We start from the raw sequence: 26,574 nt of genomic DNA on the forward strand, positions 1-26,574 counted from the left end.
TATTCAATTATTTTTTTCAATTTCTTGAATTGATTTATGAAAGGGAAATTCAATTTCATTATTAATTTTTCCATTTTTATCAATAAAAGCATAAGTAGCGCCACCAGAACAAAACTCCGATATTTTCTTGTTACTGAATTTATCCAATATAGTATCATTTCCTTCAATTGGCAAAAAATAATGTTTAGATTTCCAAGAGTTGTCAATAATTCTTGCTGCCCATAATTTTTTATTTACCTCTTTGTCAATACAGACATATATTAGGTTAATCTTTTCTTTGTTAGCATCCTCAAATAATTTAATGGCTTGAATATTATTGATTATTGATGCACCAGCAAATTGTGCGGACCAAAAAACAATCAATAAAGGTTTGTTTTTATAGCTTTCCAATAAGGAGTCAAATTTAGTTTGATTTAAATTCAAGTTATTTTGATTAAGTCCATAATCCTCATTATTAAGTCCATTGTTCAATAAATCTTCGAATGCATTAAGTTTTAAAAAGTACTTATTAGGTTGGTTTATTGTGTCAATTTTCCCATAAAATGTTTTATAGTCATGGCCTAATGTCATTAACCAAGATGATAAATCTGCAAAGTATTTATTGTAAATATCTTCGTTGAAGTTAGACTTCAAATATGTTGCTACCCAATTAGTGTATTGGGAATCGCTAAAAAACTTGTTCCAGTTACCGTAGGTGATCTTTATTCGTTTTTGCTTTTTTAAGTAACGCAAATATTCTATTTGTAGGATACTTTCTAAATCATTTGTTAAATGCCAATCATTGATATTGTCGAGTTTACTGTACTCTTTAATGTCGAAATATTTGAAAACATCATTATCAAAATCGATTTGAGAAGAATCTAAACTCTTGTTGTTAGCTATTTTGGATAAAAAACTAGTAATCAATGAGTATTTTTGAAAGGTAATTCGGTCTAGAAGAAAATTATATTCTTTTTTAGTAAGTGGAGAGTTTTTAATTATTCGTTGAATCTCGGCTTTGTTTTGGGCACTTAATATTATTTTTTCACTTGTTTTTTTGAAATAAATAGCATCTAATAATCTTTTTTGTTCCGAAATGATATTGAGAATATGATTGTTGAATTCATCAAGATTTTTCTTTATTTCTAAATCAAAATTATCATACCCAAATTGAGTTAGATTTAATGTGTTTATTTTTCCAGCACCATTACCGGTTGCGAAGAGTGAAGTTTGAGGGCTGTCTATGTCAAAATCTAGTTTAACGTCATCGTTACCGAATAGGACTAATGGTATTCTTTTGTTTTTAAACTCCAAAGTATAATTGGCTCCATCCGTAATCTTGTCCGAATGGAAGCTGAAACTCCCATTTGAATCAATATAGGAACCAATAGTTTTAAAATTATCAAAATTTAGATTTCCTCTTAATCGTGGTGCATAGTTCAAACTAATATATTCTTGTTCAGAATTTTTGACATATCCATTAATTTCAATTCCACTAGTTGAATCTTTATTGCATGAACAAAACAATAATGCTAAGAATAAAAGAAGGACTGAGTTTTTCATAAATTTTAATTGATCATAAAATTATAACGGTAAATTTTTGCCCGTATTACTCACAATTCATAGTGTAAGAATTGTTTTAAGGTTTTATACACAACTTAAGTTTACAATTCATTAAATTAGATTAATAAATCAGTTACCCTTTTCCAAACAACACCTCAAAAGCACCATAAACAGCCAAATGTAAAGCATCACCATGGTCTTGTGCTTCTAAAAACTGAAAGTACACTTTGGTGTTTTCTTTTTTGTTGGCATCTAAGTTTTGGTACAGGGATTTGGCATCACGTTCCATAATCTCACCTTCTTTACCTACAGCGACATAAATTTGCTTTTCAGAATGATAGGCTTTGGGTTCTAATTGTAAAAGCGATTGGTCGTCCCACCATAAGCTTGGGCTTACAATGATGTAGTTATCAAACAACTCAGGTTTTTTGTACAGAATTTCTGTGGCCAATAAGCCTCCCAAGGATTGCCCAATGATGGTTGTAGTGCCTTCTGTTCTGTAATGCTCTTGTATAAAGGGTTGAAGGTCTTTTTCGATAAAATTGATAAAATCCTCGGATTTACCAGATGTAGGAAAGTCTATTTTGTCTTGCGCAATTGTGGTTGGGTAGGTGAAATCGCGTTTTCTGTCCACATTGGCAATACCCACAACTATGGATTCTGGTACCATATTAATCCAAGAAAACGACCCGAATTGTACAATCCCAGCGATATGGATAAAATCTTCGTCTAAAGCTCCATCCAACAGATATATTACAGGATAGGTTTTTGTTGAGTCCGCCACATAGTTTTGAGGTAAATAAATATTGAGTTTACGATTTTCATCTAGTACTGAAGAATGGAATGTGACCGTTTCACCAATAACCAGTGGTTTTATTTCTGGTGTTTTAGAGTGGTCTTGAGCTGATACTTTAATTGTTGTAAGCAGTATCAACAATATACATAAGTGCTTTTTCATTATTGTAATGTATTAAGATGGAAAATAAGTAATGCAATTGCTTTTCCTCTATGTCCTATTTTATTTTTAAGTTCTAGATCCATCTCGGCAAAGGTGTCTTGGTAGCTCTCTGGTCTAAAAACAGGGTCGTAGCCAAAGCCTTTGTCACCGTGTTTTTTGATGGTGATTTCACCTTTGCAAATCCCTGTAAAGGTTTCGAGTTTTCCGTTAAGGTGTAAGGCGATGACGGTTTTAAATTGGGCTTTTCGGGAGTCTTTGTTTTCTAATTCAGAGAGTAGTTTGTCCATATTGTCGTTGGCATTGCGCTGCGGACCAGCATAACGCGCCGAAAACACACCAGGCTCACCGTTTAGGGCTTCCACCTCTAAGCCAGTGTCATCTGCAAAGCAATCGTAGCCATAATTGGTTTTAACGTATTCTGCCTTTTGTATGGCATTGCCTTCTATGGTAGGTTGGGTTTCTGGGATGTCTTCTATACAAAGGATATCTGCCAAGCTCAATAATTTAATATGATTAGGTACTAAAGCTTGTACTTCCTTTAGCTTGTTTTGGTTATTGGTGGCGAAGACGAGTTGCATGAATTAAGAATTTAACCCAAATATAAATTTATTTTTACAGCAATTAAGTTTTTACTTCCAAGTATCAACAGTACCACAATACTACAATAAATTTTGTCTTTCAGGTTTTCAGGCATTTATAATTTTAATCCTTTTTTATGACAAATGTCAATGGTAAAAAACTTTAAATTTTGTATCTTAGGGTTAGCTAATATTAACTTAAAAAAGGAGGAATTATGACAGTAAATTTTCAGTATGTAAACACAGATGTAAGTGAAGCGTTATCTACGTACATCCAAGAAAGATTGGATAAATTAGCTAATAAATATGAGTTTCTAATTTCCGCGCAAGTATATATAAAACACAATGATAAAAACCATGATGCTGGAAAAATCTGTAATATAGAATTGAGCTTACCTGGCCCGAGACTGTTTGCCACCTCAAATGAGCACACCTATGAGTTGGCAGTTAATCAAACCATTAACGATCTAAAAAGACAATTGGAAAAACGGAAAGAGATTTATAAAGTCTATTAAGAAATATGCTCAGAATAGAGTTTTGTTTAACGTTCTATACGCTTAGATTTATTAAATAGCTTAAAACAATACATTTCATATATAGTTGAAATACAGAAATTTATAATTTATTTTAACTCTGTTAAATTAAATGTTTTACTATTTTTTACTAAAGTCATATCTTTAATGATTAAACAATCGGTTTTTTTTAATGACAAATGTAAATATCGTTGGGTCAGATATTGGTGAGATAACTAAGTCTTTATCGGCTTTTTCAGATGCAAGTCATTATTTTAATGAGAGTTATGTTAGTATGACTCTTAGCACGACTTTTGGTAACGGTTCTATATCAATTGTTAGAATTTCTGATTCTATTTCTGCGATTACGTTTGATGTGGTTTTTAGTGAAGATCAAAGCATAAGTCTTCAGAACAAAACTTCTCATAATATTGACTTTATATATTGCCTGGAAGGTCATGTAAAGCAAAAATTCTTAAATAACTCTAGACTAGAATGTATATCCTTTCGTCAGAATTCTATATTTGGCAGAACACCAAAGACGACAAATTTCATTACATTTTTAAGTGGCGTTCCTGTTAAAGCTTGTATTATAATTTTTGACAATACATATAGTATGAGGATTATTGATGAGGATAAAAACTTGGATTTAAGAACAGCTGCAGTTAAGGAATTATCAAATAATTTTAAACAAGAAGATTTTAGATATTTAGGTCGAATCTGTTTTAAACCAGCGATCTATGCCAAAAAAATTATAGATAACAATAATCCGTCATCTTCAGATTTATTGTTTATTGAAGCCGCTATTTTAAATATTATGGCATCGCAATGGGAGAGACACCAAGAGGATTCTAAGACTAACGGTATTGAAGCTCCCTTAAGACCTTCAGAGTTGGATAAAGTAGTAGCTTTAGAAAGTTTTATAAACTCAAATATAACAGAGAATCTATCAATTGATAGATTAGTGAAAATATCTGGGCTTAATCCAGCTAAGTTGCAATTAGGATTTAATTATCTCTTTAATGCAACAATTTCTTCGTATGTCAGAGACAAACGCTTAGATAAAGCTGCGCAACTTATAAAAGAAACGGATTATAATGTTTCTGAGTTGGTATATAGTATTGGGTTCTCAAGCAGAAGTTATTTCAGTAAAATATTTAAACAAAAATTTGGAGTGCTGCCATCGCAATGTGTGTCTAATCCTAGTTTATTAATGGCAGTTTAAAATTTAGTAGTTAAAAAAATGTACTATTCCGTAATATACCAATCAAAATCCCAGTCTCATTTCGCGCCAATGGATATAGAGCTTATGCTTATGAAAGCCAAGCGTAAAAACAAAAGGCTTAAAATTACAGGATGTATTGTTTATGGTGATAATAAATTTATTCAACTCATACAGGGACCAAAGGATGCTATTATAGATCTATATAAGGAGATAAAGGCAGATAAAAGACATTTTAAGGTTACAACTCTTTTAGAGCAATCAACTGAGCAAAAAATATGGAGTGATTGGTCTATGGCGATGCTAGACTTTTCTGGTAATGTTAAACAGGTTATGAATAGCAGAATACTGCTTGAGTCCTACTTGGAAAATGTTACTCCGAAAGAAAAGGAATCAGATTCATACAAAGTATTTAGAGCAAGCGTAAATGACTTATTGAATGCATCCGAACAACATGTTTGATTTTAGCTACTAACGATGATGATAAGGTTCATTCCTTAAAATCGTAAAGCCTCGATATAATTGCTCTATAAAAAACAGCCGAACCATTTGATGCGAAAATGTCATTTTAGACAAACCTAACTTTCCGTTAGATCTACTATAGACTTCATCAGAAAACCCATAAGGGCCACCAATGACAAAGACTAGGGTTTTTATACCAGAGTTCATGTGCTTTTGTAAATAGTTTGAGAAAGCCACCGAATCCATTTGCTTACCGTTTTCATCAAGTAGAATAAGTATGTCTGATTTCTCGGTTTTAGAAAGTATGAGTTCACCTTCCTTAACTTTCTGTTGAGCTTCAGACAAATGTTTAACCTTTTTTAGGTCTGGTATGATCTCAAACTCAAACCTAATATAATGTCCAAGACGTTTTTTATAATCGTCAATAAGAGCTTGAAGATTTTTATTGTCGGTTTTGCCTATGGCTATGAGTTTTATGTTCATGGTTTCAAAGTTATGCTTTTTTGGAATTTGGTATTTAGTTTTTGAAGTTTTAACCTTTCAATTCCTATTTTTACAGTAAATATTAGGTTTCATGATTTCACAAGAACAATTCAATAAAGAAATAGGATTAATCATAGCCAATGCCATCCGCGAAGATGTTGGTGATGGCGACCATAGCTCATTAGCTTGTATACCTGCGTCAGCTCAAGGAAAAGCTAAATTATTGGTTAAGGATAAAGGTATAATCGCAGGAGTTGAATTTGCAAAACACGTGTTTGCTTATGTAGATGCCGATATGAAAGTTGAAACCCTAATAAAGGACGGAAGCAAAGTAAAGCATGGTGACATTGTATTTTATATTGAAGGAGCTTCACAGTCCATTCTCAAAGCGGAGCGCTTGGTGTTAAATGCCATGCAACGTATGAGTGCTATTGCAACCAAAACAAGGCAGTTTGTCGATTTGCTCGAAGGTACAGGAACCAAGATTTTAGACACCAGAAAAACCACTCCTGGCATTAGAGCGTTAGAAAAATGGGCTGTAAAAATCGGAGGTGGAGAAAATCACAGATTCGCGCTTTATGATATGATAATGCTAAAGGATAACCACATTGATTTTGCTGGTGGAGTTACTAAGGCCATTAACCTCACCAAGCAATATTTAAAAGACACTAACAGAGATTTAAAAATAATCGTAGAAGCTCGTAATCTTGAAGAAATAAAAGAGATTTTAGACTGTGGTGGTGTGTACAGAATTTTAATAGACAACTTTAATTACGAAAACACACGCAAAGCAGTAAAGTTAATAGGTGACCAATGTCTAACGGAATCTTCTGGTGGAATAAATGAACATACCCTAAGAAAGTATGCCGAATGTGGTGTGGATTATATTTCATCAGGAGCATTAACACATTCGGTGTATAATATGGATTTGAGCCTAAAGGCAGTATAATATGACAAAACATATTGAAGATAAACTCGATAAAATTCCTGTTCTTAATCTAATCGCTCGTTTTTTTAAGCAGATAAGGTTGCCTGGTTTTGAAGGGTTATCTATTTACGATCTGCTGGAGCTTTATGTGATGGGTATAATTAAAGGTGCACTCACCACAAGAGCCAGTGCTATTGCCTTTAGTTTTTTTACGGCGATTTTTCCGTTTTTGTTGTTTGTAATCATTGTAATCCCTGAAATACCAATTGAAGGATTTGAAACCGACTTTTTAGAGTTTCTTAATTCGTTCTTACCTCCTCAAACTTCAGACTTCTTTTTCGGTTATATTTTTGAGGACATTCAAAACAACACCAGTGCAGAATTGATTTCAACAGTATTTGTATTGTCCGTTTTTTTAATGGCAAATGGTGTTAATGCTGTTTTTTCTGGTTTTGAAAGCTCTTACCATAGACAAGTTTATAGAAATGTGTTTAAGCAATACATGTTCGCACTTGGTATTGCACTCATACTTGCATTTATTCTCATACTGTCGGTTGCCGTGTTTGGGTATGTTCAGATATATGTTATCCTACCGCTCTACGAAAGCTTTGGTGGCAAAATTGGAGTGGACCCAAGTAAGGAATTGGGATGGATAGTATTTGCCAAATACTTGTTCTTTGTTATAGTTATATACTTTGCAACAGCAACACTGTATTATTTTGGAACAAAGGAAGGACGCCATTCCAGGTTTTTTTCCGTTGGTGCATTACTGACCACCTTGTTGATTATACTAACCTCATTTCTATTTGGATTGTACATAGAAAATTTTGGAAGATATAACGAATTATATGGATCGGTTGGAGCGCTATTGATACTACTGTTTTATCTATGGTTAAACTCCAACATTCTACTTCTGGGCTATGAACTTAATGCATCCCTACAGTTTCTAAGAAAGTACCCTAAAAAAGACAAGGACGAATAGTATGACCTATTTCCTGGACGTCATACTACCTATTCCGCTTCAAAAAGCATTTACCTATCACATTACCAAGGCTGAAGCAGAATTTCTTACAATAGGAATGAGAGTCGCAGTTCCTTTTGGAAAGAGTAAGATCTATACGGCTTTAGTTTATAGAATTCATAACAATCCACCAGTAGCATACGAAGCAAAAACCATCCATCAGATTTTAGATGAAAAACCAATTGTTACTGAAGTGCAATTAAAACATTGGGAATGGATGGCCAGCTATTATATGTCTAGTATAGGTGAAGTAATGCGTGCTGCAATGCCCAACGCTTTTATATTAGAAAGTGAAACCATCATTTCTAAGAACGAAAAAAATGAAGTCAATGATCTAGAGCTAAAGGATGACGAGTTTTTAATCTACGAAGCTCTGCAATATCAGTCTTCTTTAAAGATTCAGGATGTGGTTTCCATTTTAGATAAAAAACGTGTACTACCTGTTATTAATGGTTTGGTTGAAAAAGGTGTTCTCAATCTGCAAGAAGAACTTTATGAAAAGTATCAGCCTAAATTGGTTCGCTATGTAAAACTTCATGAACATCATAAATCCGAAAAACAACTTCAAGAATTATTGGATGAACTCAGTAGAGCGCCAAAACAGCGTGAAGTAATTTTAACGCTATTCACTTTAGAGGCTTCTGAAAACAAACCCATACAAGTTTCAGAATTGGTAAAACGAAGTGGAGCGTCTTCAGCTACGGTAAAAGCACTGATTGATAAAGGGATTTTAGAGGAATACCACATCAAAACAGACCGAATTCAATTTGAAGGTGAAGGTGATGCCGATTCTAAAATTTTGAATGAAGCACAAACCGAAGCTTTTAATCAAATAGAAACAGCCTTTAACACTAGGTCTGTTGGGTTATTGCATGGAGTAACGTCATCTGGTAAAACAGAAATCTATGTTCAGCTGATTGAAAAGCAATTGGAGCTTGGAAAACAAGTCCTTTATTTGTTGCCAGAAATCGCGTTGACAACCCAATTGGTGCAGCGCTTACAAGATTATTTTGGAGAAAAGGTCGCTGTGTTTCATAGTCGATATTCCGGTAACGAGCGTGTTGAGGTTTGGCACCATCTTCTTAATAATTCTGAAAAAGCACAGGTGGTCATAGGTGCGCGTTCTGCATTGCTATTGCCATTTTCAAATTTAGGTTTAATTATTGTTGACGAAGAGCACGAGCAATCCTATAAGCAATTCGACCCAGCACCACGTTACCACGCAAGGGATGCAGCTGTAGTATTAGCGAATATGCATAACGCTAAAACACTTTTAGGTTCTGCTACACCAAGTTTGGAAAGTTATTTCAATGCCAGCCAAGGTAAGTATGGGCTAATAGAATTAAAAACACGATACAACAATGTACTAATGCCAGATATTGAATTGGTGGATTTGGCAGATAAGTACAAACGTAAACGCATGAAAGGTCATTTTTCGGATCGACTGATTGAAGAAATGACCGAAACCTTGGAACAAGGCTTTCAGATTATATTATTTCAGAATCGAAGAGGGTTTTCGCCTATAGTTGAATGTACAACCTGCGGTAATTCGCCACAATGTCCAAATTGTGATGTTAGTTTAACCTACCATCAGTATAGAGATCAGTTACGTTGTCATTATTGTGGTTATAATTCGGCAATGCTAAAGAGCTGTCAGGCCTGTGGAAATACGACGTTAGATACCAAAGGATTCGGAACCGAGCAGATAGAAGAAGAGGTGAAGGTGTTGTTCCCTGAAAAGAAAGTGGCTCGCATGGATCTGGATACCACACGAGGTAAGTATGGTTTCGAGAAAATCATCAATAGTTTTGAACAACGCGAAGTCGATATTTTAGTGGGTACCCAAATGCTCACCAAAGGATTGGACTTTAGACATGTGAAGCTCGTTGGTATTATGAATGCTGACAACCTATTGAATTTTCCGGACTTTAGAGCGCATGAGCGTAGTTACCAATTAATGGCTCAGGTTTCGGGTAGGGCAGGGCGTACTGATATTAGAGGCAAGGTATTGATTCAGACGTATAATCCTCATCACAATATTCTGCAGCAAGTTTCTACCAATGCATACAAGGACATGTATGCTGAGCAGATGAATGATAGATATAACTATAAATATCCACCGATTTATAGATTGATTAAAATAACCTTTAAACATAAAGACTACAACAGAGTGAATTTAGCAGCAGATTGGTACGCAAAATCACTTCGACAGGTGTTTAAAGCTAATGTCCTTGGGCCTGAATTTCCACCTATTTCAAGGATTAGAAACCTTTACAATAAAAATATCCTTGTTAAGATTCCACAAAAGCAATCATTAGCTAAAACTAAAGAGGCTATTTTAAAGATTGATAATAGCTTTAATGCCGTAAAGGATTTTAGATCAGTAAGAGTGGTATTGAATGTGGATAATTATTAACCAATTAGATATCTTTCAGGTTTTTAAAACCTGAAAGATCTGGGAAGGCCTGTAACAAAAAAAATCCCAGCATTTCTGATGGGATTTTCAATAAATTATAATGTAATGCTTTAAATGATAAAATAATGGTTTACATATTATTCAAAGCATCAACCAATTGTGTCTTTTTATTTCGACTCAATGGAATTTCGTAAGCACCAACTTCAACATTTTTACTGTTAAAACGGTCAATTTTATCTAAATTCACGATATAAGATTTGTGAATTCTTAAAAATTTACCTTCTGGTAATTCCTTTTCAAAAGCTTTCATGGTAGATAATACCACTAAGCTATTTTCTTCTGTTACAACTTTTACATAATCGCCTAAGGCTTCAATCCACTTAATATCCTTAATGTAAACTTTACGTTTTTTAAGGTTACTTTTCACAAAGATGTGTTCACCATCCGTTTCGTTGAAATCTAATTTCAACTTATGCTGCTCAATAGCTTTTTCTACGGCAGTATTAAAACGTTCTTTAGTGATTGGTTTTTGAAGATAGTCGGTAGCGTCGTAATTAAATGCTTTAAAAGCATATTCCGTTTTACCTGTAACAAAAATAATTTGGGGTTTGTTGTTGAGTACATCTAAGAGTTCAAAACCGTTTAATACAGGCATCTCTATATCTAAGAAGATAAGATCTACTTTGTGGGTATTAAGACCGTTTTTTGTTTCTAACGCACTGCTGTATTCTGCAATAAGGTTAAGCGAAGAATGATTCTCGATTAACTTTACTATAGAAAGACGTTGAATCGCAGAATCATCAACAACTACACAGTTTAAAGTCATAACATTAATATTTTATTAGGTTAAGATATCGACAATAGTACGATAAATTCGGTTAAAAAACAAATTTTACCGACAAAGTGTAAAATTTAACACAATCTTTAGTAGTTGAATATTTTGAAATTTTACGCTATAAATCGTTGGTAGAATAGTAATTAATGTGTATTTTTGCAGCCGTTTTAACAACAAAAAACAAATATTTATGAATCGTTATGAAACTGTTTTCATCTTAAATCCCGTTTTATCTGAAGATCAGATAAAGGAGACAGTAAAGAAATACGAAGATTTTCTTGTTTCTAAAGGTGCGAAGATGATAGCCAAGGAAGATTGGGGCTTAAAAAAGCTGGCTTATCCAATCCAAAACAAAAAAAGTGGTTTTTATCACTTATTTGATTACACTGTTGCTGGTGAAGTCATCGAGCAAATAGAAGTAGAGTTTAGACGTGATGAGCGTTTTATGCGTTACTTAACTGTGAAATTAGACAAGCACGCAGCGGCTTGGGCTGATAAGAGAAGAGATAGAAACAAACAAAAAGCGTAATTATGTCATCTATAGAACAACAAGCTAAAGGAAAAAAGGACGGAGAAATCAGATATCTTACTCCTTTAAATATAGAAACTACAAAGCAAAAAAAGTATTGTCGTTTTAAAAAGTCTGGTATTAAGTATATCGATTATAAAGATCCAGATTTTTTATTGAGTTTCGTAAACGAGCAAGGTAAATTGTTACCAAGACGTTTAACAGGAACATCTTTAAAATACCAAAGAAAAGTATCTGTGGCGGTAAAAAGAGCTAGACATTTAGCTTTAATGCCATATGTTGCTGATTTATTAAAATAAAAATATCATAACAATGGAACTTATATTAAAACAAGACGTTGAGAACTTAGGATTTAAAGACGACATTGTAACGGTTAAGAACGGTTATGGTAGAAATTTTTTAATTCCTCAAGGCCAAGCTGTAATGGCAACGGCTTCTGCTAAGAAAGTATTGGCAGAAAACTTAAAGCAAAGAGCTTATAAAGAAAAATCTATTATTGCTGAAGCAGAAAAAACTGCTGAAGCTCTAAGAGGATTAGACATTAAGATAACAGCAAAAGCTGGTACTGGTGCAACTGCAGGTGACAAGTTATTTGGATCTATTACCAATATGGATTTGGCGAATGCACTTAGAAACGAAGGTCACGAAATTGAAAAGAAGTTTATCTCTATTCAAGGTGGTAACATTAAGCGTTTAGGTCAGTACGATGCTGAAATTAGATTACATAGATCTGTAACCGTAGATTTTACTTTTGAAGTTATCGCAGAAAGTTAATAAAAGAAGTATTTAGTTAATAAATAAAGAGTCTCTTTTTAGAGGCTCTTTTTTTTATTATTAAATTTACGTCAACTAATAATCACTAAACAATTAATTCATAACTTTCTCATGAAACATTCAATTCTGGTTATTTGCTTACTTTTTGCATCGTTTTCATATGCACAAGTAACGACATCTAACATCAAAGGTCTTATACAAGACGAAGAAGGACAACCACTACCTGGAGCAAATGTTGTAGCTATACATACACCTACAGGTACAAAGTATGGTGCGATTTCAAATTTTGAAGGCCGCTACAATTTATTAAACCTTAGGGTCGGTGGTCCTTACACGGTAACCATAACTTATGTAGGTTATACCGAAAAAGTATTTTCGGACATTTATTTAACTTTAGGTAAGACAGAAAATATAGATCATCAAATGACACCTGGTGATGAAGCATTAGATACTGTAGTCATTACAGCTAGTTCATCTGGTACATTTAGTAGTGATAGAACAGGAGCGGAGACAAGTGTTGGCCGTAGAGAACTTACGAGATTACCAACCATATCTAGGTCTGCGTCAGATTTTACACGTTTAGAACCATCTTCAACAGGAAATTCTTTCGGTGGTAGAAACGATCAGTTTAATAACTTTTCATTAGATGGGTCTATTTTTAATAATCCGTTCGGATTAGATTCGCCAACACCAGGAGGACAGAGTGGAGCACAACCAATCTCATTAGATGCGATAGAACAAATTCAAGTATCGTTAGCACCTTATGACGTTACCCAATCTGGTTTTACAGGTGCAAGTGTTAATGCGGTAACTAAAAGTGGAACAAACGAATTCCATGGAACCGTATATGGTTTCTCTAGAAATGAAAGCCTTACTGGTAGTCAAGTAAATGGTGATGACGTATTACAGCCAGATTTAGAACAAAACCAATTTGGCTTTAGCCTTGGAGGGCCTTTGGTAGAAAATAAGCTGTTTTTCTTTATTAATTTTGAGAAAGATCAGCGAACAGATTTAGGTACAAACGGTTTTTTTCCAGGAAATGGAGGTAATGCAGCAGGCGAGTCTAGTGTATTAGAATCCGATTTTATGCTGGTTGATAATATCTTAAGACAAGTATCCATAGGAAATGGTGAATTTTACAATCCTGGTGCTTACGAAGGCTTTACCTTTGATAGTAACTCTACAAAAGGTATTTTCAAATTAGATTGGAACATTAATGACAAGAACAGACTTGCATTTATATACAACTTTTTGGAAGCATCTAGAGAGCAACCTGCACACCCTTCGGCATTAGGCTTTAGAGGGCCTGGTCCAAATCAGTTACAATTTCAAAATGCTGGATACCAAATAAACAATAACATTGATTCTTTTCAACTAGAATTAAATAGTGACTTGGATGAAGGTATAAGTAACAAACTTCAAATAGGTTACACACATTTTGATGACTTTAGAAATCCATTTTCTACACCAGCTCCAACTATCACTATAACTAATGGAGGTGCAAACTATATTATTGCTGGTCATGAACCATTCTCTATCAATAATACTCTAGACCAAAAAGTGTTTCAGTTTACCAATAATCTAAACATGGTTAAAGGGGATCACACGTTTACTTTTGGTATTTCTTACGAAAAGTTTGAATTTGATAACTCATTTAATTTAGGAGCTTATGGTGCTCAGGGAGTGTTTTTCCCAACTGCAGATATTCAGTCGTTTAGGGATGCAGCCGGAGATCCTGGTGCAGAAGCAAATTTAGTCGCTTTTTATCAAGATTTATTTGATATGGCTATTGCCAATCACAATGCGTTAGAATCAGCTGGTGTAGGTAATCCAGGCGGTTGGGCTTTGGCAGAAACTAACGTAGGACAATTGGCTTTTTATGCTCAGGACGAATGGAATATTACCGAAGACTTTAAATTGACCTATGGTATAAGATTCGATAGACCGCTTTACTTTGACACCGCTGATAAAATCAGGGAAAATATAGATAGAAAAGGTGGTCCGTTTAATCCTGCTGATTTCTCCGGAGGTACTTATCAGCCTACGATAGATTATTTTGATCCTGATACAGGTGAGATGGTTAATCTAGATTCTACAACACTACCTTCTAATGAATTATTGATCTCACCGAGATTAGGGTTTAATTGGGACGTAAATGGAGATAATACCACTCAAGTTAGAGGTGGTACAGGTGTTTTCACAGGTCGTTTCCCATTTGTATGGTTAGGTAACCAAGTACAAGGTGTTGACTTTTTCTTCTATCAAGTGGTTGATCCAGATTTTAAATGGCCACAGGTTTGGAGAAGTAATATAGGTGCAGATCATCGTTTTGAAAATGGTCTAACCTTATCAGCAGACATTTCATACACTAAAGATATCAATGGTGCACATGTACAAAATTGGGCATTGGATAATCCTTCTGGTACATTACAAGGTGTTGACAACAGACCGGTTTATGAATCTTCAGACATCGCAACCAATGAGTTCGGAGGACCTACTAACGCTTATGTATTTACCAATTCTGATAAAGGAAGAATTTGGAATGGAACGTTAAAAGCTCAAAAAACCTTTGAAGGTGGATTTTATACAAGTTTAGCATATAACTATTTAGATGCTAAAGATGTTAATTCAATTGAAGCTGAAATTACTGGTGATGCTTTTGCTGGTAATGCGATTTCTGGCAATGCCAATGATGATGTGTTATCTCATTCTAGATATGGTGACAAACATCGATTTATAGGTGTAGGTTCTAAGAAATTTGAATATGGCAACGGTAAATTTGCAACTACGATTTCAACATTTTTTGAGTATGCTCGTGGTGGAAGATTTAGTTATACTTATGGTGGTGACTTAAATGGAGATGGCTCTAATTTCAACGATTTATTATACATTCCTACCAGTGGAGAGGTACAACAAATGAACTTTTCTGGTGCAGGACAAGCTGAAGCTTTTGAAGCCTATATTCAACAAGATGATTATTTAAGTGAAAACCGAGGTAGTTATGCAGAGCGTTATGGTGCTCTATCTCCATGGAGAGGTCGTTGGGATATTAAAATTCTTCAAGATTTCAACTTTAAGATAGGTGAGAGAACACATACCATTCAGTTAAGTGCAGATGTCTTGAACGTTGGAAACTTACTTAATAGTGAATGGGGAGTTGTTGAGGTGCCTAACAGTATTCAACCATTGGGAGTTTCTGTAGATGGTAACAATAACCCAACTTACACGTTTGACGGTAATTTAGAAGAGACATTTAGTGCGGATGTAAGTTTATTGTCTAGATGGCAGGCGCAATTCGGAATTAGATATATTTTCTAATCGCAAAACACATAATAATTAATTAAATTTGCGCTCTTGTTTAAGGGCGCATTTTTTATGAAAAAATTTAAGTTACAATACGTACTTTTTCTGTCAGTTTTATTTGTTTTTACCAATTGTAAGAGTGATAAAAATAATTACACTGAAAAGTCTAAACCAGTTGAGATATTTAGAACTTCAAAATCTGATTATCCTAACATTAGTGTACATCGTGGCGGAAAAGGTTTAAAAAATTATCCTGAGAATTGTTTAGAGACCATACAATACATAAACGATAATATTTCGGCGATTTTTGAAGTGGATGTAGCTCAAACCAAAGACGGACAGCTCATTCTAATGCACGATAATTCCATAGATAGAACTACCAATGGAAGCGGCTCTGTAAAGAATCTAACTTACGATGAAATAAAAAATTATAATCTCATTGATGACTTCGGAAATCAAACCAATTTTAAAATCCCATTGTTTTCTGAGGTTTTGGATTGGTGCAAAACAAATAATGTAATCTTAACTGTAGATATTAAACGCAGCGTGCGTCAAAAAGATGTGATTGATGCTATTAAAAAGGCCAAGGCCGAAGACAATAGTATTATAATTACTTATGATGTTGTACAGGCACAATCTGCTTACAAATTGGCACCAGAATTGTTGCTGTCTGTATCTGCAAGAAATCATGAGGAATTAGATAGATTGCTCCAGACCGAAATTCCAACCGAAAATATGATAGCCTTTACAGGAACCCGCTTATCCAATGCGTCATTGTACAAAAGATTGCATGATGAAAATATAGTTTGCATTTTAGGTACTCTGGGTAACTTAGACAAACAAGCGGAAGTTAGAGGCGAAGAGATGTATAAGCGTTGGCACAAATTTGGAGCAGATGTTTTGGCAACAGACAGACCATTTGAAGCTTATAAAGCGATTAATTAAGATATAAGATTATGAAGTACGCGAGATTAACAAAAGAACAATTTGAAGAATTACACCAAGAATTTATAAATTTTTTGGCAACACAGTCCATTACAGCTGATGAATGGGAAGATATAAAAAAGAACAAACCAGAAGTTGCTGAGCAAGAACTTGACGTATTTAGCGATTTGGTATGGTATGGAGTTTTAGATAAGGTAGAATACTTGGAGCATATCTCTCCAAACCAGATTCATCTGTTTAAGTGTAAGGAAAAAGATATGCATCTTATTGCATTAAAAGTAAAGGAGAATAAGGTCGATTTAACTACAAAAGATGGTTTTCAGTGGCTTAGAGATAATTTGTTATCTGATGATATAGAATTTTTCAATGCGAAAAAAGACTACTCAGACGATAAACACTTAGATATTTTTAAACTGATACAGCAAGGTGCTAACATTACAAAAGGGGAACTGTTTCAGTATTTTGAGAAATTGATAAAAGGCAATAATTAAATACCTCTACTTTGCTCATTTTGTTCTTGGGCTCTTTTTTGTTTTATCACATCTTTTAACTGCCTAAAAGTGCGAGGTTTCAATCGATAAGGTAAAGATATGCCGTAATCTTTATCAACATCATCTAAAAGAAGATTTCTGAAAAAGTTATTTAGTCTTAGAAAAAAGTTTTTCATAAATTCTAACTTTTACTCATAACGTAAAGACTCAATAGGATCTAATCGTGCGGCTTTCGTTGCAGGATAAAGCCCTGAAATCACAGCAACTATAAAGGCTATACTCGTTGCCCAAATCATAGCGACCCAAGGTGTGGAGAAATCGAGTTCAAACCCTTTGGCAACGCCCCAACCTATTAAAATACCCAGAAAAATACCTAAAATTCCACCTAATTGACCTATAATAACAGTTTCCATAAAGAATTGAAAGGCAATGGTTCTGCGTTTGGCACCTAAAGCCTTTCGTACACCGATTTCTCGAGTACGTTCACTAACGGAAACTAGCATAATGTTCATTAAGGCAATAGTGGAGCCAAAAATTGTAATGATACTTATTATCCATGCTGCAATGTAGAGTGTGCTGGTATTTTCAGCAACACGATTCAATAAGTCATCACTTCGCTCAATGCCAAAGTCATTCTCTTCTATTGGGTTGAGTCCTCTAATATTTCTAAAGGTTAAGATAGCATCCTCTTGCGCTCCTTCTAGCATATCGTTTTTTTCAACTTTTACACTAAGCGTGTAGTTGATATTAGGATTGGTAAAAATAGAACGTGCCTTTTGTATCGGCATAATAACCCTTAAATCTTGGTTGTTTCCAAAGGTTGAGCCTTTTTCCTTTAACACACCAATAACCTTAAATTTTGAGCCTCTTATGCTAATGGTTTTGTCAATTGGGTTTTCATTTGGGAACAATGCTTTTTGCAAATCACTACCAATAACACAGACCGAGCTACTGTTTTCTATGTCAAAAAAATTAAGTGATCGACCATTTGCTACCTCGAGACCAGAATTTTCAATAAAATTTTCATTAGACCCAATAACGGCAACTTCAGGATCTGTTTTTTTGTTTTCGTACTTTACCTCAGCAGCAAAAGTACCCATAAACGATACTGCGACCTTAGTGAATGGATAATCGTAGTTTTCTTCAAATTCCTTTACATTCCTATAATTAATAACCGGATTTATCTTTTGACGTTCCCTACTACTTTGGCGTTGATTGGTAAACTCATAACGTTGAAAATTGAACGTATTGGCACCCATAGAAGAAAAACTACCTGAAATGGTATTTTCTAAAGCTGACACACCACTTAGAATACCTACCAAAGCCATAATACCAATAGCGATGATCAATACCGTTAAAATAGTACGTAGTAATTGACTTTTAATAGAACCGAAAGCAATTTTAATATTCTCTTTAGCCAGTGAAAACATAGTTGTATCTAAAGTTAGTTGGGTTATTTAAAACCATAAGACGTTCTAAACCGCATAAAGTTACTATAAAAATGAAATTACTTAGGTATGCCTCTAAAATTTATAATATTTTTGTGATGAATGTTGAATTTTAAACTGCTATCATGCTGAGCGCAGTCGAGGCACATCAGTGTTGTTCATTAAAAAGTACTTCGACTGCACTTAGTGTGACAATTGAATTCAAATTAAATTAAGTTTCATTTAAATAGATTTCCGTTTTCACGGGAAATGTTATGTCAAAAAAACCAAGTATACCAAAAGGAACTAGGGATTTTAATGCCGAAGAGGTTGCAAAACGTTCCTATATTATGGAAACGATTAAGGAACAGTTTCAGCTCTATGGATTTCAACCTATTGAAACACCAAGTTTTGAAAACTCAGAAACCTTAATGGGGAAATATGGAGATGAAGGTGATCGCTTGATTTTTAAGATTTTAAATAGTGGTGAATATTTGAAGAAAATCTCTGATGAAGACTATAATTCTAAATCGGAAAGTTTAATTACACCAAAAATCTCAGAAAAAGCCCTAAGATACGACCTCACAGTCCCTTTTGCTCGTTACGTGGTACAACACCAAAATGAGATAGAATTTCCATTCAAACGCTACCAAATACAACCGGTTTGGCGCGCAGACCGTCCACAAAAAGGACGTTTTAGAGAGTTTTATCAGTGTGATGCTGATGTTGTGGGTTCTAAGTCCTTATTTCAGGAGGTGGAGTTTGTACAGTTGTACGATGCGGTCTTTTCAGCTTTGAAGTTGAAAGGTGTAACCATTAAAATCAATAACAGAAAGATTTTATCTGGTATAGCCGAAGTTATTGGAGCGCAAGACAAATTGATAGACTTTACAGTTGCTTTAGACAAGTTAGATAAAATAGGAGAGGAGAAAGTAAAAGATGAAATGCGAGGCAAAGGCATTCCAGAGGATGGAATCGCCAAACTTCAACCTTTATTTTCTTTATCTGGAGATTTCGGTGATCAGGTAGAAAGTTTAAAGTCTATTTTAAGTACTTCAGAAATTGGTAAAACAGGAATAGAGGAACTGGAATTCATTAATTCAGCTATTTCAAAACTAAAACTCAAAACAGCCAAGCTTCAGTTGGATGTTACATTAGCCAGAGGACTAAACTATTATACAGGTGCCATTTTTGAAGTATCCGCACCAGAAGGTGTAAAAATGGGTTCTATTGGTGGTGGAGGTCGCTATGATGATCTAACAGGAATTTTTGGATTAAAAGGCATGAGTGGAGTAGGGATTAGCTTTGGTTTGGACAGAATTTATTTGGTTTTAGAGGAGTTGAACCTTTTTCCAGATACGATTACGGAAGCGACAAAAGTATTGTTTATTAGTTTTGGTGAAGAAGAAGCTATGGCTTCAATACAAGCTGTATCTAAATTAAGAGAAAGTAATATAAAAGCAGAAATATATCCTGATGGAGTTACCTCAGGTAAACAGATGAAAAAACAAATGACTTATGCCAACCGACGTAATATTCCTTTTGTGGTTTTGGTGGGAGAGGAAGAATTGAAATCCGATACATTTTCCCTAAAAAAAATGGATACTGGCGAACAACAAAAGCTAGGGTTTCAAGATTTGTTAAAAGCACTAAAATAACTTCCGTATTATTTCATAAAATAAAAAAGCCCTGAATAAATCAGGGCTTTTTTGAGGTTAAGATTTAAGATTTGGGGCAAAAAATTACTTTACTAAAACTTTCTTCGTCGATACTGAACCGCTTGCAGCATATAACTTAATGATATAAGTTCCAGTACTTAAATTCTTAACTTCGTATTCAGAGTAACCGCTCTCTGAAATATTTTCAATAGTATGAATAGATTGTCCTAATACATTGAATAATTCAATCGATTTTACTTCTATTTGGTTAGGGTTTATTAATATGATTTTCTCTTTGTCATTAGAGTATAACACATCTAAATTTTCGCTAACTTCATCATCAATACCAAGAATATCAGCAGCTGTTCCGAAAGTGATTTCAAAACGATTGAGATATTCACCAGCGTTTAGGAAAATTTCATAGTCACTAGCGCGTAGGTCATGATAAAGTTCTAGATCCTTATCATGGACGTAGATATTTAAATCACTAGGTACATTTTCTAATTCATCTATGGTAATAGAATTTGTACCATCTTCATTAACTTTAACACCTATTGGATAAACAGCAGAAATTTCTGCATCGTTACTTCCTTGGATAATATATTGTTCATCATTGATTATCCAGAACATGTCATCTGTTTGATTGTCATTTAACTTAGCATCATAAGCCCAATCTACATCTGTTGTTGTATTTTCATCAATGGTCAATAACAGTTGTCTGTGCAATTGCATTGAGTGACTTGCGTTAAAACCAATTCTAAACTTCATTCTATCATCTGTTTCCACATCGTTGTTTGAAGTATGAGAATTTCTCAAAAACACAGAACTTGCTCCACCTTCTCTTTGGAAAACACGTTGGTCATTTTCAAAATTTATAGTTCCAGTACTGATGCCACTTACAAAGAAACCTTGACTAACAGGAATATATCTGCCAGGTGTCTTAGTACCTACACCTACTTGAGCCACATCTGGATCTGGCGCTGGAGCTGGCACACCACCTGAAAGGTTATACAATGCATATCCTCCTTGATATTCTTGTAGTATATGGGAACCTCCTCCCCAATGCTCCCAGAAATAAAGGGTACCAGAAGTATCTGTGTTGTCAGAAATAAACTCGTCCGCATCTATAGCAGAAGCATAAGGATTACCAACTAAATAATCGTTACCGCTATTGATGGTTAAAGTAATATCGCCATTATTCGGTTTTCCTAAGAACACATAGTTTTGTTCTGTGAGTATTGAACCTGTTCCAGGACCCTTCATTGTAAAACCTTCACCTGCATTTATGGTGCCTGTGCGTCTTACGTGTTGCCATGCAGAATAATCATCAGTTGTTAAGTTGGCAAATTTCCATATCCAGTAATCTGCAATTCTAATAGGACTGGTTGCTGCTCCGTCAAGTCCTGAACTTGAGAAATTAACTCCGTTAGTACCATCGAACATAACATCCTGTACAGTGTAACGGTAATCATTTGTCGCCATATCAGTTTCACCGACTGGTGAAGACCAATAGTTATAGGTATATGTGTCAGCTGTACCTTGTTGATCTTTTTCAAGCTCACCAGTAGCGTCAACCAGCAAATCACTACCTGTTTCTTGAATCAATTGAGATTCGCCCTCTAAGTCGATTTTACCAGTCAACCTTAAGTAGTGCGATACGGTTAATCCATTACCAGTATTTGTGGCGTTATCACCTGTTAGAGTTACCTCGTTGGCATCCACATAAAGACCCAATACTTTTCTGTTATCTAATTTAGAAGCTGGCAAGCTTGAGTTATCTATAGAGATATTATGTGCCGTTCTTACAATATTCCAATCTACCGTTACATTAGAATCTACTATTGATGTAGAACCAGGGATATATTGCTCGCTACCATTTACCCACGTCGCTTTTGTGTCCCAATCACCATCTTGAGTTGATTCGTAGGGTAGTGGAGCCGTCTGTCTTGCAACGGTATTTAAGTTTCTTAAAGCTCCTTGGTTTCCATTTCCTGAAGCATCATCTGTATTTGTATAAGTATAAACAGACATTGGGTAATAGCCCGCTAAGTCACTCCACGGAATAGCATCAATATCGTGCTTTGTAATTGATGTAGGTATTTCTTTGCCCATTACCTGACCCGAATTGTCTTCTATCTCCTGATTCATTATAAAGCGTAATTGGTTTGCAGTTAAATCAGTCTCCCAAACACGTACTTCATCAATAAAACCTCTAAAGTGTTGTGTGGTAGTGCCTTTACCTGCTGCACCTATTACGAAAGAATGATCGGTTGCAACTGGCGCTGATCTGCCTGCCGAGGCATCTAGCACACCATCAATATATAAATACATTGTTGAACCGTCATAAACAGCAGCAACATGATGCCACTCATCGTCAGGAATACTTGTTGTAGTTACTACGGTTTGTAGACCTCCGTTTCTCCAATACATTTGTATTCTGTTATCATTTAGGATTCTTAAATCATATCCTTCATAGATTGCTGTAAATGATGTCGGTCTTTTTGAAATAATAGATTTAGTACCACTGTCTGCAGCATCACGCTTTATCCATGCAGATATGGTAAAACCAGTTGGATTTAAATCTAGATTATCTTCTACGTCTATATAATCTACAGCACCATCAAAATAAACAGAGCGTTCTGTAACGACTTGCGGAGCATATCCAAATGTGATATATTTTGTACCATCGAAGTCATACTCAGTTTCTAAATTACCGTTACCATCAGAAGTCATAACTCTATAGTCTGCGGTTGGATCAAATACACCGGTACTAGAGATAAACATATAATAGCTTCCTGGAGGTGTAATGTTTCTTACGGCATCTTCTTGCAATCGTACCTTCACTTCAGGAATATCTCCACCATTTTCTACGACTTTCCAAATACGCTGCATACCGTTAAAACTAACTTGAGTTGTAAGCGCCGGCGTAATTCCAGAACTCATGTTTACGGTAATTGTTGTTGGTGCTAGATTTAAATCTGCACCATTATTTCCCCACATTAAAAACTCTTTATCGTTAAAGGTTGTCGCGTTTGTTGACTTGTTTAGGTTATTTGTGTCGTAAATATCAGTTAGTCCCATAGTAAGAACCCTTGAATTCTGCCTGTGCCATCAGTAGCGTTATTAACACTTCTAGATTGTTTTTGGTTTAAATCAGAATCATCATCTCTACCGATACCAGCAATATCATAATTATACCCTGAATTAACTGATTGATCCCAAATTACTGTACCATCGCTATCTACATAATCTTGTGAAGTACCATTAACGCCGAGAGTAATACCATATTTTATAGCTAAATAAGACTGAATTCTATTACGTTCTTGTGTTAAGTTTGCATCAGTTTTTCTTGAAGAATATGTGATAACCTCAGCAACTCTTGCATTTAAGGATGATTCCCAACCTTCACTTCGTCCAATCCACCATCTCGAATCATTGGTATTCATGTATTCTGCGATGTCGTTTTGAGTGGTTTCAATATCATTGGCATTATAATATAACTCTTGTTGTGTATTTGCGCTGTTGTTTCTTGTGTTTATAATTCCGACATTGTCATAACTAGACCCTGTACCGATTTCTGCTACTGCATAGCCATCTGGTGGTGTTTGCCCTTGCGTGTAAGAATCGTGTGCATAACAAATGATTTCACCATCTACTCTACCTGTATAAAAGCCGAAACCAATTCCGGTTGCATCTTCAGCAGCAGTATGGAGGTGGGCATCACTACAAAAGACATCCATAAAGCCAAAAGAGTTATTGATGGGCGTGTCATCTGGTATAAGAACTATAAAAATATCTTGAGTATAGAAGCCATAATCACCTGATAGGAATTCAGAGCCCGTATCGTCGTGTGAGTAATCTGTGTCTTCGGTGTATGTTCCATAAGAATTATCAAACTCAATCACTGGATTAAAATTGACATTCTGTGTTGTATTATCTCGATATGTTGGAGCTTGGGAACTATTTTGAACTCTAGCATCTGAACCAAGTCCTTGATCTTGCCAAGCCGTAACGCTTTGTCCATCTGTATAACTGTGTCCGTCGTCAGATTTTAACCATAGAGCTAAACCTGATGTTACACCGCCCGGCGCAACGGTAGGGCTGGCCTTATCTACCATTGAAACCAAGTCAATTGCCATATCACTTCGGTCATCACCCAATATATCTCCACCAATTCTTATTTTAACAGTTTGACCCACATAACTACTTAAATCCACACCTATCGGTGTAAATGATGAGTTATCACTTGGTTGGGCATAACCAGATGCACTGTACAATACACTTGAATATGATAAGCCATTATCTGTGCTAATTTCTACAGTTAAATCACCCATATAGTTTGTTGTTCCATTATTTCCATACATGTGATAGAAAAAAGTAAATCTTGGGTTGTCTGTACCTGTTAAATTAAAACAAGGGCTTACTAATCTTGCTGTTGTATTAATATTTCCCGTAGCTTCGGTATAAATAAAATAACTTCCATCTTGTGCGGCATTAGGGCCCGTTTGAGACGTTGGTGTGCCACTGTTTCTTCTTGTCCAATCAAAATCGTCTTCTACACCATTGATTTCTTGTGTCCAAAGCCCAAAGCCTGCTTCGAAACTTTCTGAGTATGGGTATGATGATACGGTCGACGAACATGTGCCAGGTGTAACACCATAACCTTGAATATTAAAATTATAAGGGTTTTCATCACTATCACCATTAACTATACTTACTGTAGCAGATCTTAGACCTACAGCACTAGGATCAAAAGTGATATCAAATGTTGTGTTGCCAGATGCTGCTACAGATGAGGCAGGTGAGGCTGTTACTGTAAAATCAGATGCGTGTGCACCACCAATAGTGATTGCACCAATAGATAATGTTGCAGTACCAACATTTTGAATAGTAAAAGTATTTGTATCTGTTGAGCCAGTAACTGATACCGCACCAAAGTCGGTGTCATCTGCAGTTGTAGGTGTTATGTCTCCATCAGTAATAGTAGTAGCATTACCTTGAATATTTATTTCTGGTGCAGGTGTAAACCCTGTTCCCTGTATATCGAAGTTATATGGATTTTCATCACTATCATTATTTGCTATAGAAACAGAAGCTGTTCTAAGTCCATTTGCACTTGGATTAAATGTAATTTGAAATGTTGTTGATCCGCTTGCTGCAATTGGCGTTGCTGGAATTGCCGTTACTGTAAAATCTGCTGCATTGGCACCAGTAATATTAACGTAAGGTGATCCACCGGTTAAATTTAAATTTAAAGTTCCTGTGTTTTGAATTGTAAATGTGTTTACTTGCGTCCCTCCAGAGGTAGCGACATTACCAAAATCAGTGTCATCACTCACAGCTGGTGTAACATCTCCATCAACAATTGTTGAACCATTACCTGTAATATTTATTTCTGGTTGAGGTGTAGCGCTTACTATGTTTATGGTGTAATCTTCTACTTCTCCATACCCAAAAGACTCACACTCTGTAGGAATTCCGTTATACTTCATGGAAACTCTCATTCTTGTGTTTCCTAAAGTGGCACCAGATGGTATAGTGAAATTACTTGATATAGGAGTTGCTGTCGTTGCTGATTGCGTGAAAACTAATTCACCAGCATCCGCAAAGTCATAATCTTGATTATAATCAATCCAAATGGCATAACCTTCTGCGTAAGTTGTACCTGTCCAAGTTGGTGTAATTGTAAATGTATAGTTATTAGTTTGAGTGAGGCTGGTCGAAATTGCCGTAAAATCAGAATACCCTGTACTTGTAGTACCAACACCTGAAGAGTTGTCTATGGTGTTCAATTGAAATCTACCTATATACTCATCGTTGGTACTATTACCATTAGACGCACAATAGCTTGGTGTTGTGGTAAAACTTACATTATCTATAGCAAAGTCACTTCTATAGTTTGTACCCGTCGTTGCATTGAATCTTAGTTTGATTGTTTGACCGACATATGATGATAAATCTATAAGATCAGTATTCCAGGTGTTTCCCAAATTTCCTGAATAAGTTCTTAAGGTCGTTGGGTACGTTGAGCCATTATCTGTACTTATATCTACATTTAAAGTGCCCATATCTACACCATACATATGGTAGCTATAACTAAAATATGCATTAGATTCAGACGTTATATCAAAACATGGGCTTTCAAAATTGGCAACCATGTTTGGAAAGCCACTTCCATTACCCGAAGCTTCAACGTACATATACCATGTATCCCCATTTCCTGTGCTTGGGCCTGTGCTTCCAGATGGAGTTCCACCTGAATCTCTTGTCCAATCTATATTATCTCCAGTGTCTTGTGTCCATGAACCTACACCAGATTCAAAATTTTCAGAATAAGGATAACTCGAAATTGTAGTTCCACAAGTCTGGGAATAGATGGATGTGGTAAAAAGAATAGCACATACAATTAGTGCATACCTATCTAGGGTTAGAGTAATAGTTTTCATAAGCGGTTAAGTTTAGTTTGGGACTAAATTTATGCACCAAACAT

At 35.2% G+C, this 26,574-nt stretch carries 22 protein-coding genes; 13 read left to right on the top strand and 9 right to left on the bottom strand.

Annotated features, from left to right (window positions below):
* Positions 1-3: 3 nt before the first annotated feature.
* The 3 genes from SIB89_RS15070 to SIB89_RS15080 form a co-directional block, all read right to left on the bottom strand.
* The gene (locus SIB89_RS15070; RefSeq protein ID WP_412560424.1) at positions 4-1,542 is read right to left on the bottom strand and encodes a hypothetical protein; all 1,539 of its coding nucleotides are present in this window, start codon (positions 1,540-1,542) and stop codon (positions 4-6) included.
* Between the two features lie 133 nt (positions 1,543-1,675).
* Positions 1,676-2,500 (bottom strand): alpha/beta hydrolase, encoded by an 825-nt coding sequence (locus SIB89_RS15075; RefSeq protein WP_412560425.1) that lies wholly within the window; start codon positions 2,498-2,500, stop codon positions 1,676-1,678.
* Positions 2,500-3,078: a non-canonical purine NTP diphosphatase gene (locus SIB89_RS15080; RefSeq protein WP_412560426.1), complete on the bottom strand. Its 579-nt coding sequence runs from the start codon at positions 3,076-3,078 to the stop codon at positions 2,500-2,502. Before SIB89_RS15080 ends, SIB89_RS15075 begins: the two co-directional genes overlap by 1 nt.
* Positions 3,079-3,293: 215 nt before the next feature.
* On the opposite strand from SIB89_RS15080, the gene hpf reads away from it, so the two are divergent.
* The 3 genes from hpf (at position 3,294) to SIB89_RS15095 (ending at position 5,274) form a co-directional block, all read left to right on the top strand.
* On the top strand, positions 3,294-3,593 hold the full coding sequence (hpf, locus tag SIB89_RS15085) for a ribosome hibernation-promoting factor, HPF/YfiA family (protein WP_412560427.1): 300 nt from the start codon (positions 3,294-3,296) through the stop codon (positions 3,591-3,593).
* Positions 3,594-3,783: 190 nt separating this feature from the next.
* The gene (locus tag SIB89_RS15090) at positions 3,784-4,815 is read left to right on the top strand and encodes a helix-turn-helix domain-containing protein (RefSeq protein ID WP_412560428.1); all 1,032 of its coding nucleotides are present in this window, start codon (positions 3,784-3,786) and stop codon (positions 4,813-4,815) included.
* 18 nt (positions 4,816-4,833) lie between these two features.
* Positions 4,834-5,274 carry a BLUF domain-containing protein gene (locus SIB89_RS15095; protein ID WP_412560429.1) on the top strand — a complete coding sequence of 147 codons (441 nt, stop codon included), beginning with the start codon at positions 4,834-4,836 and terminating at the stop codon, positions 5,272-5,274.
* Positions 5,275-5,283: 9 nt separating this feature from the next.
* Here the strand turns inward: SIB89_RS15095 and rlmH are convergent, their stop codons facing one another.
* Positions 5,284-5,757, bottom strand: coding sequence for a 23S rRNA (pseudouridine(1915)-N(3))-methyltransferase RlmH (rlmH, locus tag SIB89_RS15100; protein WP_155089543.1), 474 nt, complete (start codon positions 5,755-5,757; stop codon positions 5,284-5,286).
* A 91-nt stretch (positions 5,758-5,848) separates the two neighbouring features.
* Here rlmH and nadC point away from each other — a divergent pair, with 91 nt between their 5' ends.
* From nadC to priA, 3 genes are read left to right on the top strand one after another with little or no spacing between them, the layout of a single operon-like run.
* Positions 5,849-6,706: a carboxylating nicotinate-nucleotide diphosphorylase gene (gene nadC, locus SIB89_RS15105; RefSeq protein ID WP_412560430.1), complete on the top strand. Its 858-nt coding sequence runs from the start codon at positions 5,849-5,851 to the stop codon at positions 6,704-6,706.
* Between the two features lies 1 nt (position 6,707).
* Positions 6,708-7,667 carry a YihY/virulence factor BrkB family protein gene (locus SIB89_RS15110; protein WP_273289402.1) on the top strand — a complete coding sequence of 320 codons (960 nt, stop codon included), beginning with the start codon at positions 6,708-6,710 and terminating at the stop codon, positions 7,665-7,667.
* 1 nt (position 7,668) lies between these two features.
* Entirely contained in the window at positions 7,669-10,122 is a 2,454-nt protein-coding gene (gene priA, locus SIB89_RS15115) for a primosomal protein N' (protein WP_412560431.1), read from the top strand.
* A 130-nt stretch (positions 10,123-10,252) separates the two neighbouring features.
* Here the strand turns inward: priA and SIB89_RS15120 are convergent, their stop codons facing one another.
* A complete protein-coding gene (locus SIB89_RS15120) occupies positions 10,253-10,948 on the bottom strand; it encodes a LytR/AlgR family response regulator transcription factor (protein WP_076620930.1) in 696 nt (231 codons plus the stop codon).
* Between the two features lie 199 nt (positions 10,949-11,147).
* On the opposite strand from SIB89_RS15120, the gene rpsF reads away from it, so the two are divergent.
* The 6 genes from rpsF (at position 11,148) to SIB89_RS15150 (ending at position 16,999) form a co-directional block, all read left to right on the top strand.
* The gene (gene rpsF, locus SIB89_RS15125; RefSeq protein ID WP_155089546.1) at positions 11,148-11,486 is read left to right on the top strand and encodes a 30S ribosomal protein S6; all 339 of its coding nucleotides are present in this window, start codon (positions 11,148-11,150) and stop codon (positions 11,484-11,486) included.
* Positions 11,486-11,785, top strand: coding sequence for a 30S ribosomal protein S18 (rpsR, locus tag SIB89_RS15130; RefSeq protein ID WP_273289456.1), 300 nt, complete (start codon positions 11,486-11,488; stop codon positions 11,783-11,785). Before rpsF ends, rpsR begins: the two co-directional genes overlap by 1 nt.
* A gap of 13 nt (positions 11,786-11,798) precedes the next feature.
* On the top strand, positions 11,799-12,260 hold the full coding sequence (gene rplI, locus SIB89_RS15135) for a 50S ribosomal protein L9 (protein ID WP_412560432.1): 462 nt from the start codon (positions 11,799-11,801) through the stop codon (positions 12,258-12,260).
* A 111-nt stretch (positions 12,261-12,371) separates the two neighbouring features.
* Complete coding sequence (locus SIB89_RS15140; RefSeq protein ID WP_412560433.1) at positions 12,372-15,578, top strand: carboxypeptidase regulatory-like domain-containing protein; 3,207 nt, start codon at positions 12,372-12,374, stop codon at positions 15,576-15,578.
* Positions 15,579-15,635: 57 nt separating this feature from the next.
* Entirely contained in the window at positions 15,636-16,508 is an 873-nt protein-coding gene (locus tag SIB89_RS15145) for a glycerophosphodiester phosphodiesterase family protein (protein ID WP_412560434.1), read from the top strand.
* 11 nt (positions 16,509-16,519) lie between these two features.
* Positions 16,520-16,999 carry a DUF6495 family protein gene (locus SIB89_RS15150; protein ID WP_412560435.1) on the top strand — a complete coding sequence of 160 codons (480 nt, stop codon included), beginning with the start codon at positions 16,520-16,522 and terminating at the stop codon, positions 16,997-16,999.
* On the opposite strand, the gene SIB89_RS15155 is transcribed toward SIB89_RS15150, so the two are convergent.
* Both SIB89_RS15155 and SIB89_RS15160 read right to left on the bottom strand, forming a co-directional pair.
* Entirely contained in the window at positions 16,996-17,175 is a 180-nt protein-coding gene (locus SIB89_RS15155) for a hypothetical protein (protein WP_412560436.1), read from the bottom strand. The genes SIB89_RS15150 and SIB89_RS15155 overlap by 4 nt on opposite strands.
* A 12-nt stretch (positions 17,176-17,187) precedes the next feature.
* Positions 17,188-18,429 (bottom strand): ABC transporter permease, encoded by a 1,242-nt coding sequence (locus SIB89_RS15160; RefSeq protein WP_412560437.1) that lies wholly within the window; start codon positions 18,427-18,429, stop codon positions 17,188-17,190.
* 272 nt (positions 18,430-18,701) lie between these two features.
* Here SIB89_RS15160 and hisS point away from each other — a divergent pair, with 272 nt between their 5' ends.
* On the top strand, positions 18,702-20,084 hold the full coding sequence (hisS, locus tag SIB89_RS15165) for a histidine--tRNA ligase (RefSeq protein ID WP_412560438.1): 1,383 nt from the start codon (positions 18,702-18,704) through the stop codon (positions 20,082-20,084).
* An 84-nt stretch (positions 20,085-20,168) separates the two neighbouring features.
* On the opposite strand, the gene SIB89_RS15170 is transcribed toward hisS, so the two are convergent.
* Together SIB89_RS15170 and SIB89_RS15175 are read right to left on the bottom strand one after the other, a co-directional pair.
* Positions 20,169-23,165, bottom strand: a complete 2,997-nt coding sequence (locus tag SIB89_RS15170; protein ID WP_412560439.1) for a LamG-like jellyroll fold domain-containing protein — start codon at positions 23,163-23,165, stop codon at positions 20,169-20,171.
* Positions 23,156-26,530, bottom strand: coding sequence for a choice-of-anchor D domain-containing protein (locus SIB89_RS15175; protein WP_412560440.1), 3,375 nt, complete (start codon positions 26,528-26,530; stop codon positions 23,156-23,158). Before SIB89_RS15175 ends, SIB89_RS15170 begins: the two co-directional genes overlap by 10 nt.
* Positions 26,531-26,574 lie beyond the last annotated feature (44 nt).

Origin of the sequence: Winogradskyella sp. MIT101101, assembly GCF_047126865.1 — a bacterium.
In the GTDB taxonomy this organism is placed as follows: Bacteria; Bacteroidota; Bacteroidia; order Flavobacteriales; family Flavobacteriaceae; genus Winogradskyella; species Winogradskyella ouciana.

What these genes read in the sequence shown, in the direction of transcription:
- SIB89_RS15070 (WP_412560424.1), bottom strand. Translation starts at nt 1,542, where the DNA reads ATGAAAAACTCAGTCCTTCTTTTATTCTTAGCATTATTGTTTTGTTCA.
- SIB89_RS15075 (WP_412560425.1), bottom strand. Translation starts at nt 2,500, where the DNA reads ATGAAAAAGCACTTATGTATATTGTTGATACTGCTTACAACAATTAAA.
- SIB89_RS15080 (WP_412560426.1), bottom strand. Translation starts at nt 3,078, where the DNA reads ATGCAACTCGTCTTCGCCACCAATAACCAAAACAAGCTAAAGGAAGTA.
- hpf (WP_412560427.1), top strand. Translation starts at nt 3,294, where the DNA reads ATGACAGTAAATTTTCAGTATGTAAACACAGATGTAAGTGAAGCGTTA.
- SIB89_RS15090 (WP_412560428.1), top strand. Translation starts at nt 3,784, where the DNA reads ATGACAAATGTAAATATCGTTGGGTCAGATATTGGTGAGATAACTAAG.
- SIB89_RS15095 (WP_412560429.1), top strand. Translation starts at nt 4,834, where the DNA reads ATGTACTATTCCGTAATATACCAATCAAAATCCCAGTCTCATTTCGCG.
- rlmH (WP_155089543.1), bottom strand. Translation starts at nt 5,757, where the DNA reads ATGAACATAAAACTCATAGCCATAGGCAAAACCGACAATAAAAATCTT.
- nadC (WP_412560430.1), top strand. Translation starts at nt 5,849, where the DNA reads ATGATTTCACAAGAACAATTCAATAAAGAAATAGGATTAATCATAGCC.
- SIB89_RS15110 (WP_273289402.1), top strand. Translation starts at nt 6,708, where the DNA reads ATGACAAAACATATTGAAGATAAACTCGATAAAATTCCTGTTCTTAAT.
- priA (WP_412560431.1), top strand. Translation starts at nt 7,669, where the DNA reads ATGACCTATTTCCTGGACGTCATACTACCTATTCCGCTTCAAAAAGCA.
- SIB89_RS15120 (WP_076620930.1), bottom strand. Translation starts at nt 10,948, where the DNA reads ATGACTTTAAACTGTGTAGTTGTTGATGATTCTGCGATTCAACGTCTT.
- rpsF (WP_155089546.1), top strand. Translation starts at nt 11,148, where the DNA reads ATGAATCGTTATGAAACTGTTTTCATCTTAAATCCCGTTTTATCTGAA.
- rplI (WP_412560432.1), top strand. Translation starts at nt 11,799, where the DNA reads ATGGAACTTATATTAAAACAAGACGTTGAGAACTTAGGATTTAAAGAC.
- SIB89_RS15140 (WP_412560433.1), top strand. Translation starts at nt 12,372, where the DNA reads ATGAAACATTCAATTCTGGTTATTTGCTTACTTTTTGCATCGTTTTCA.
- SIB89_RS15145 (WP_412560434.1), top strand. Translation starts at nt 15,636, where the DNA reads ATGAAAAAATTTAAGTTACAATACGTACTTTTTCTGTCAGTTTTATTT.
- SIB89_RS15150 (WP_412560435.1), top strand. Translation starts at nt 16,520, where the DNA reads ATGAAGTACGCGAGATTAACAAAAGAACAATTTGAAGAATTACACCAA.
- SIB89_RS15155 (WP_412560436.1), bottom strand. Translation starts at nt 17,175, where the DNA reads ATGAAAAACTTTTTTCTAAGACTAAATAACTTTTTCAGAAATCTTCTT.
- SIB89_RS15160 (WP_412560437.1), bottom strand. Translation starts at nt 18,429, where the DNA reads ATGTTTTCACTGGCTAAAGAGAATATTAAAATTGCTTTCGGTTCTATT.
- hisS (WP_412560438.1), top strand. Translation starts at nt 18,702, where the DNA reads ATGTCAAAAAAACCAAGTATACCAAAAGGAACTAGGGATTTTAATGCC.
- SIB89_RS15170 (WP_412560439.1), bottom strand. Translation starts at nt 23,165, where the DNA reads ATGGGACTAACTGATATTTACGACACAAATAACCTAAACAAGTCAACA.
- SIB89_RS15175 (WP_412560440.1), bottom strand. Translation starts at nt 26,530, where the DNA reads ATGAAAACTATTACTCTAACCCTAGATAGGTATGCACTAATTGTATGT.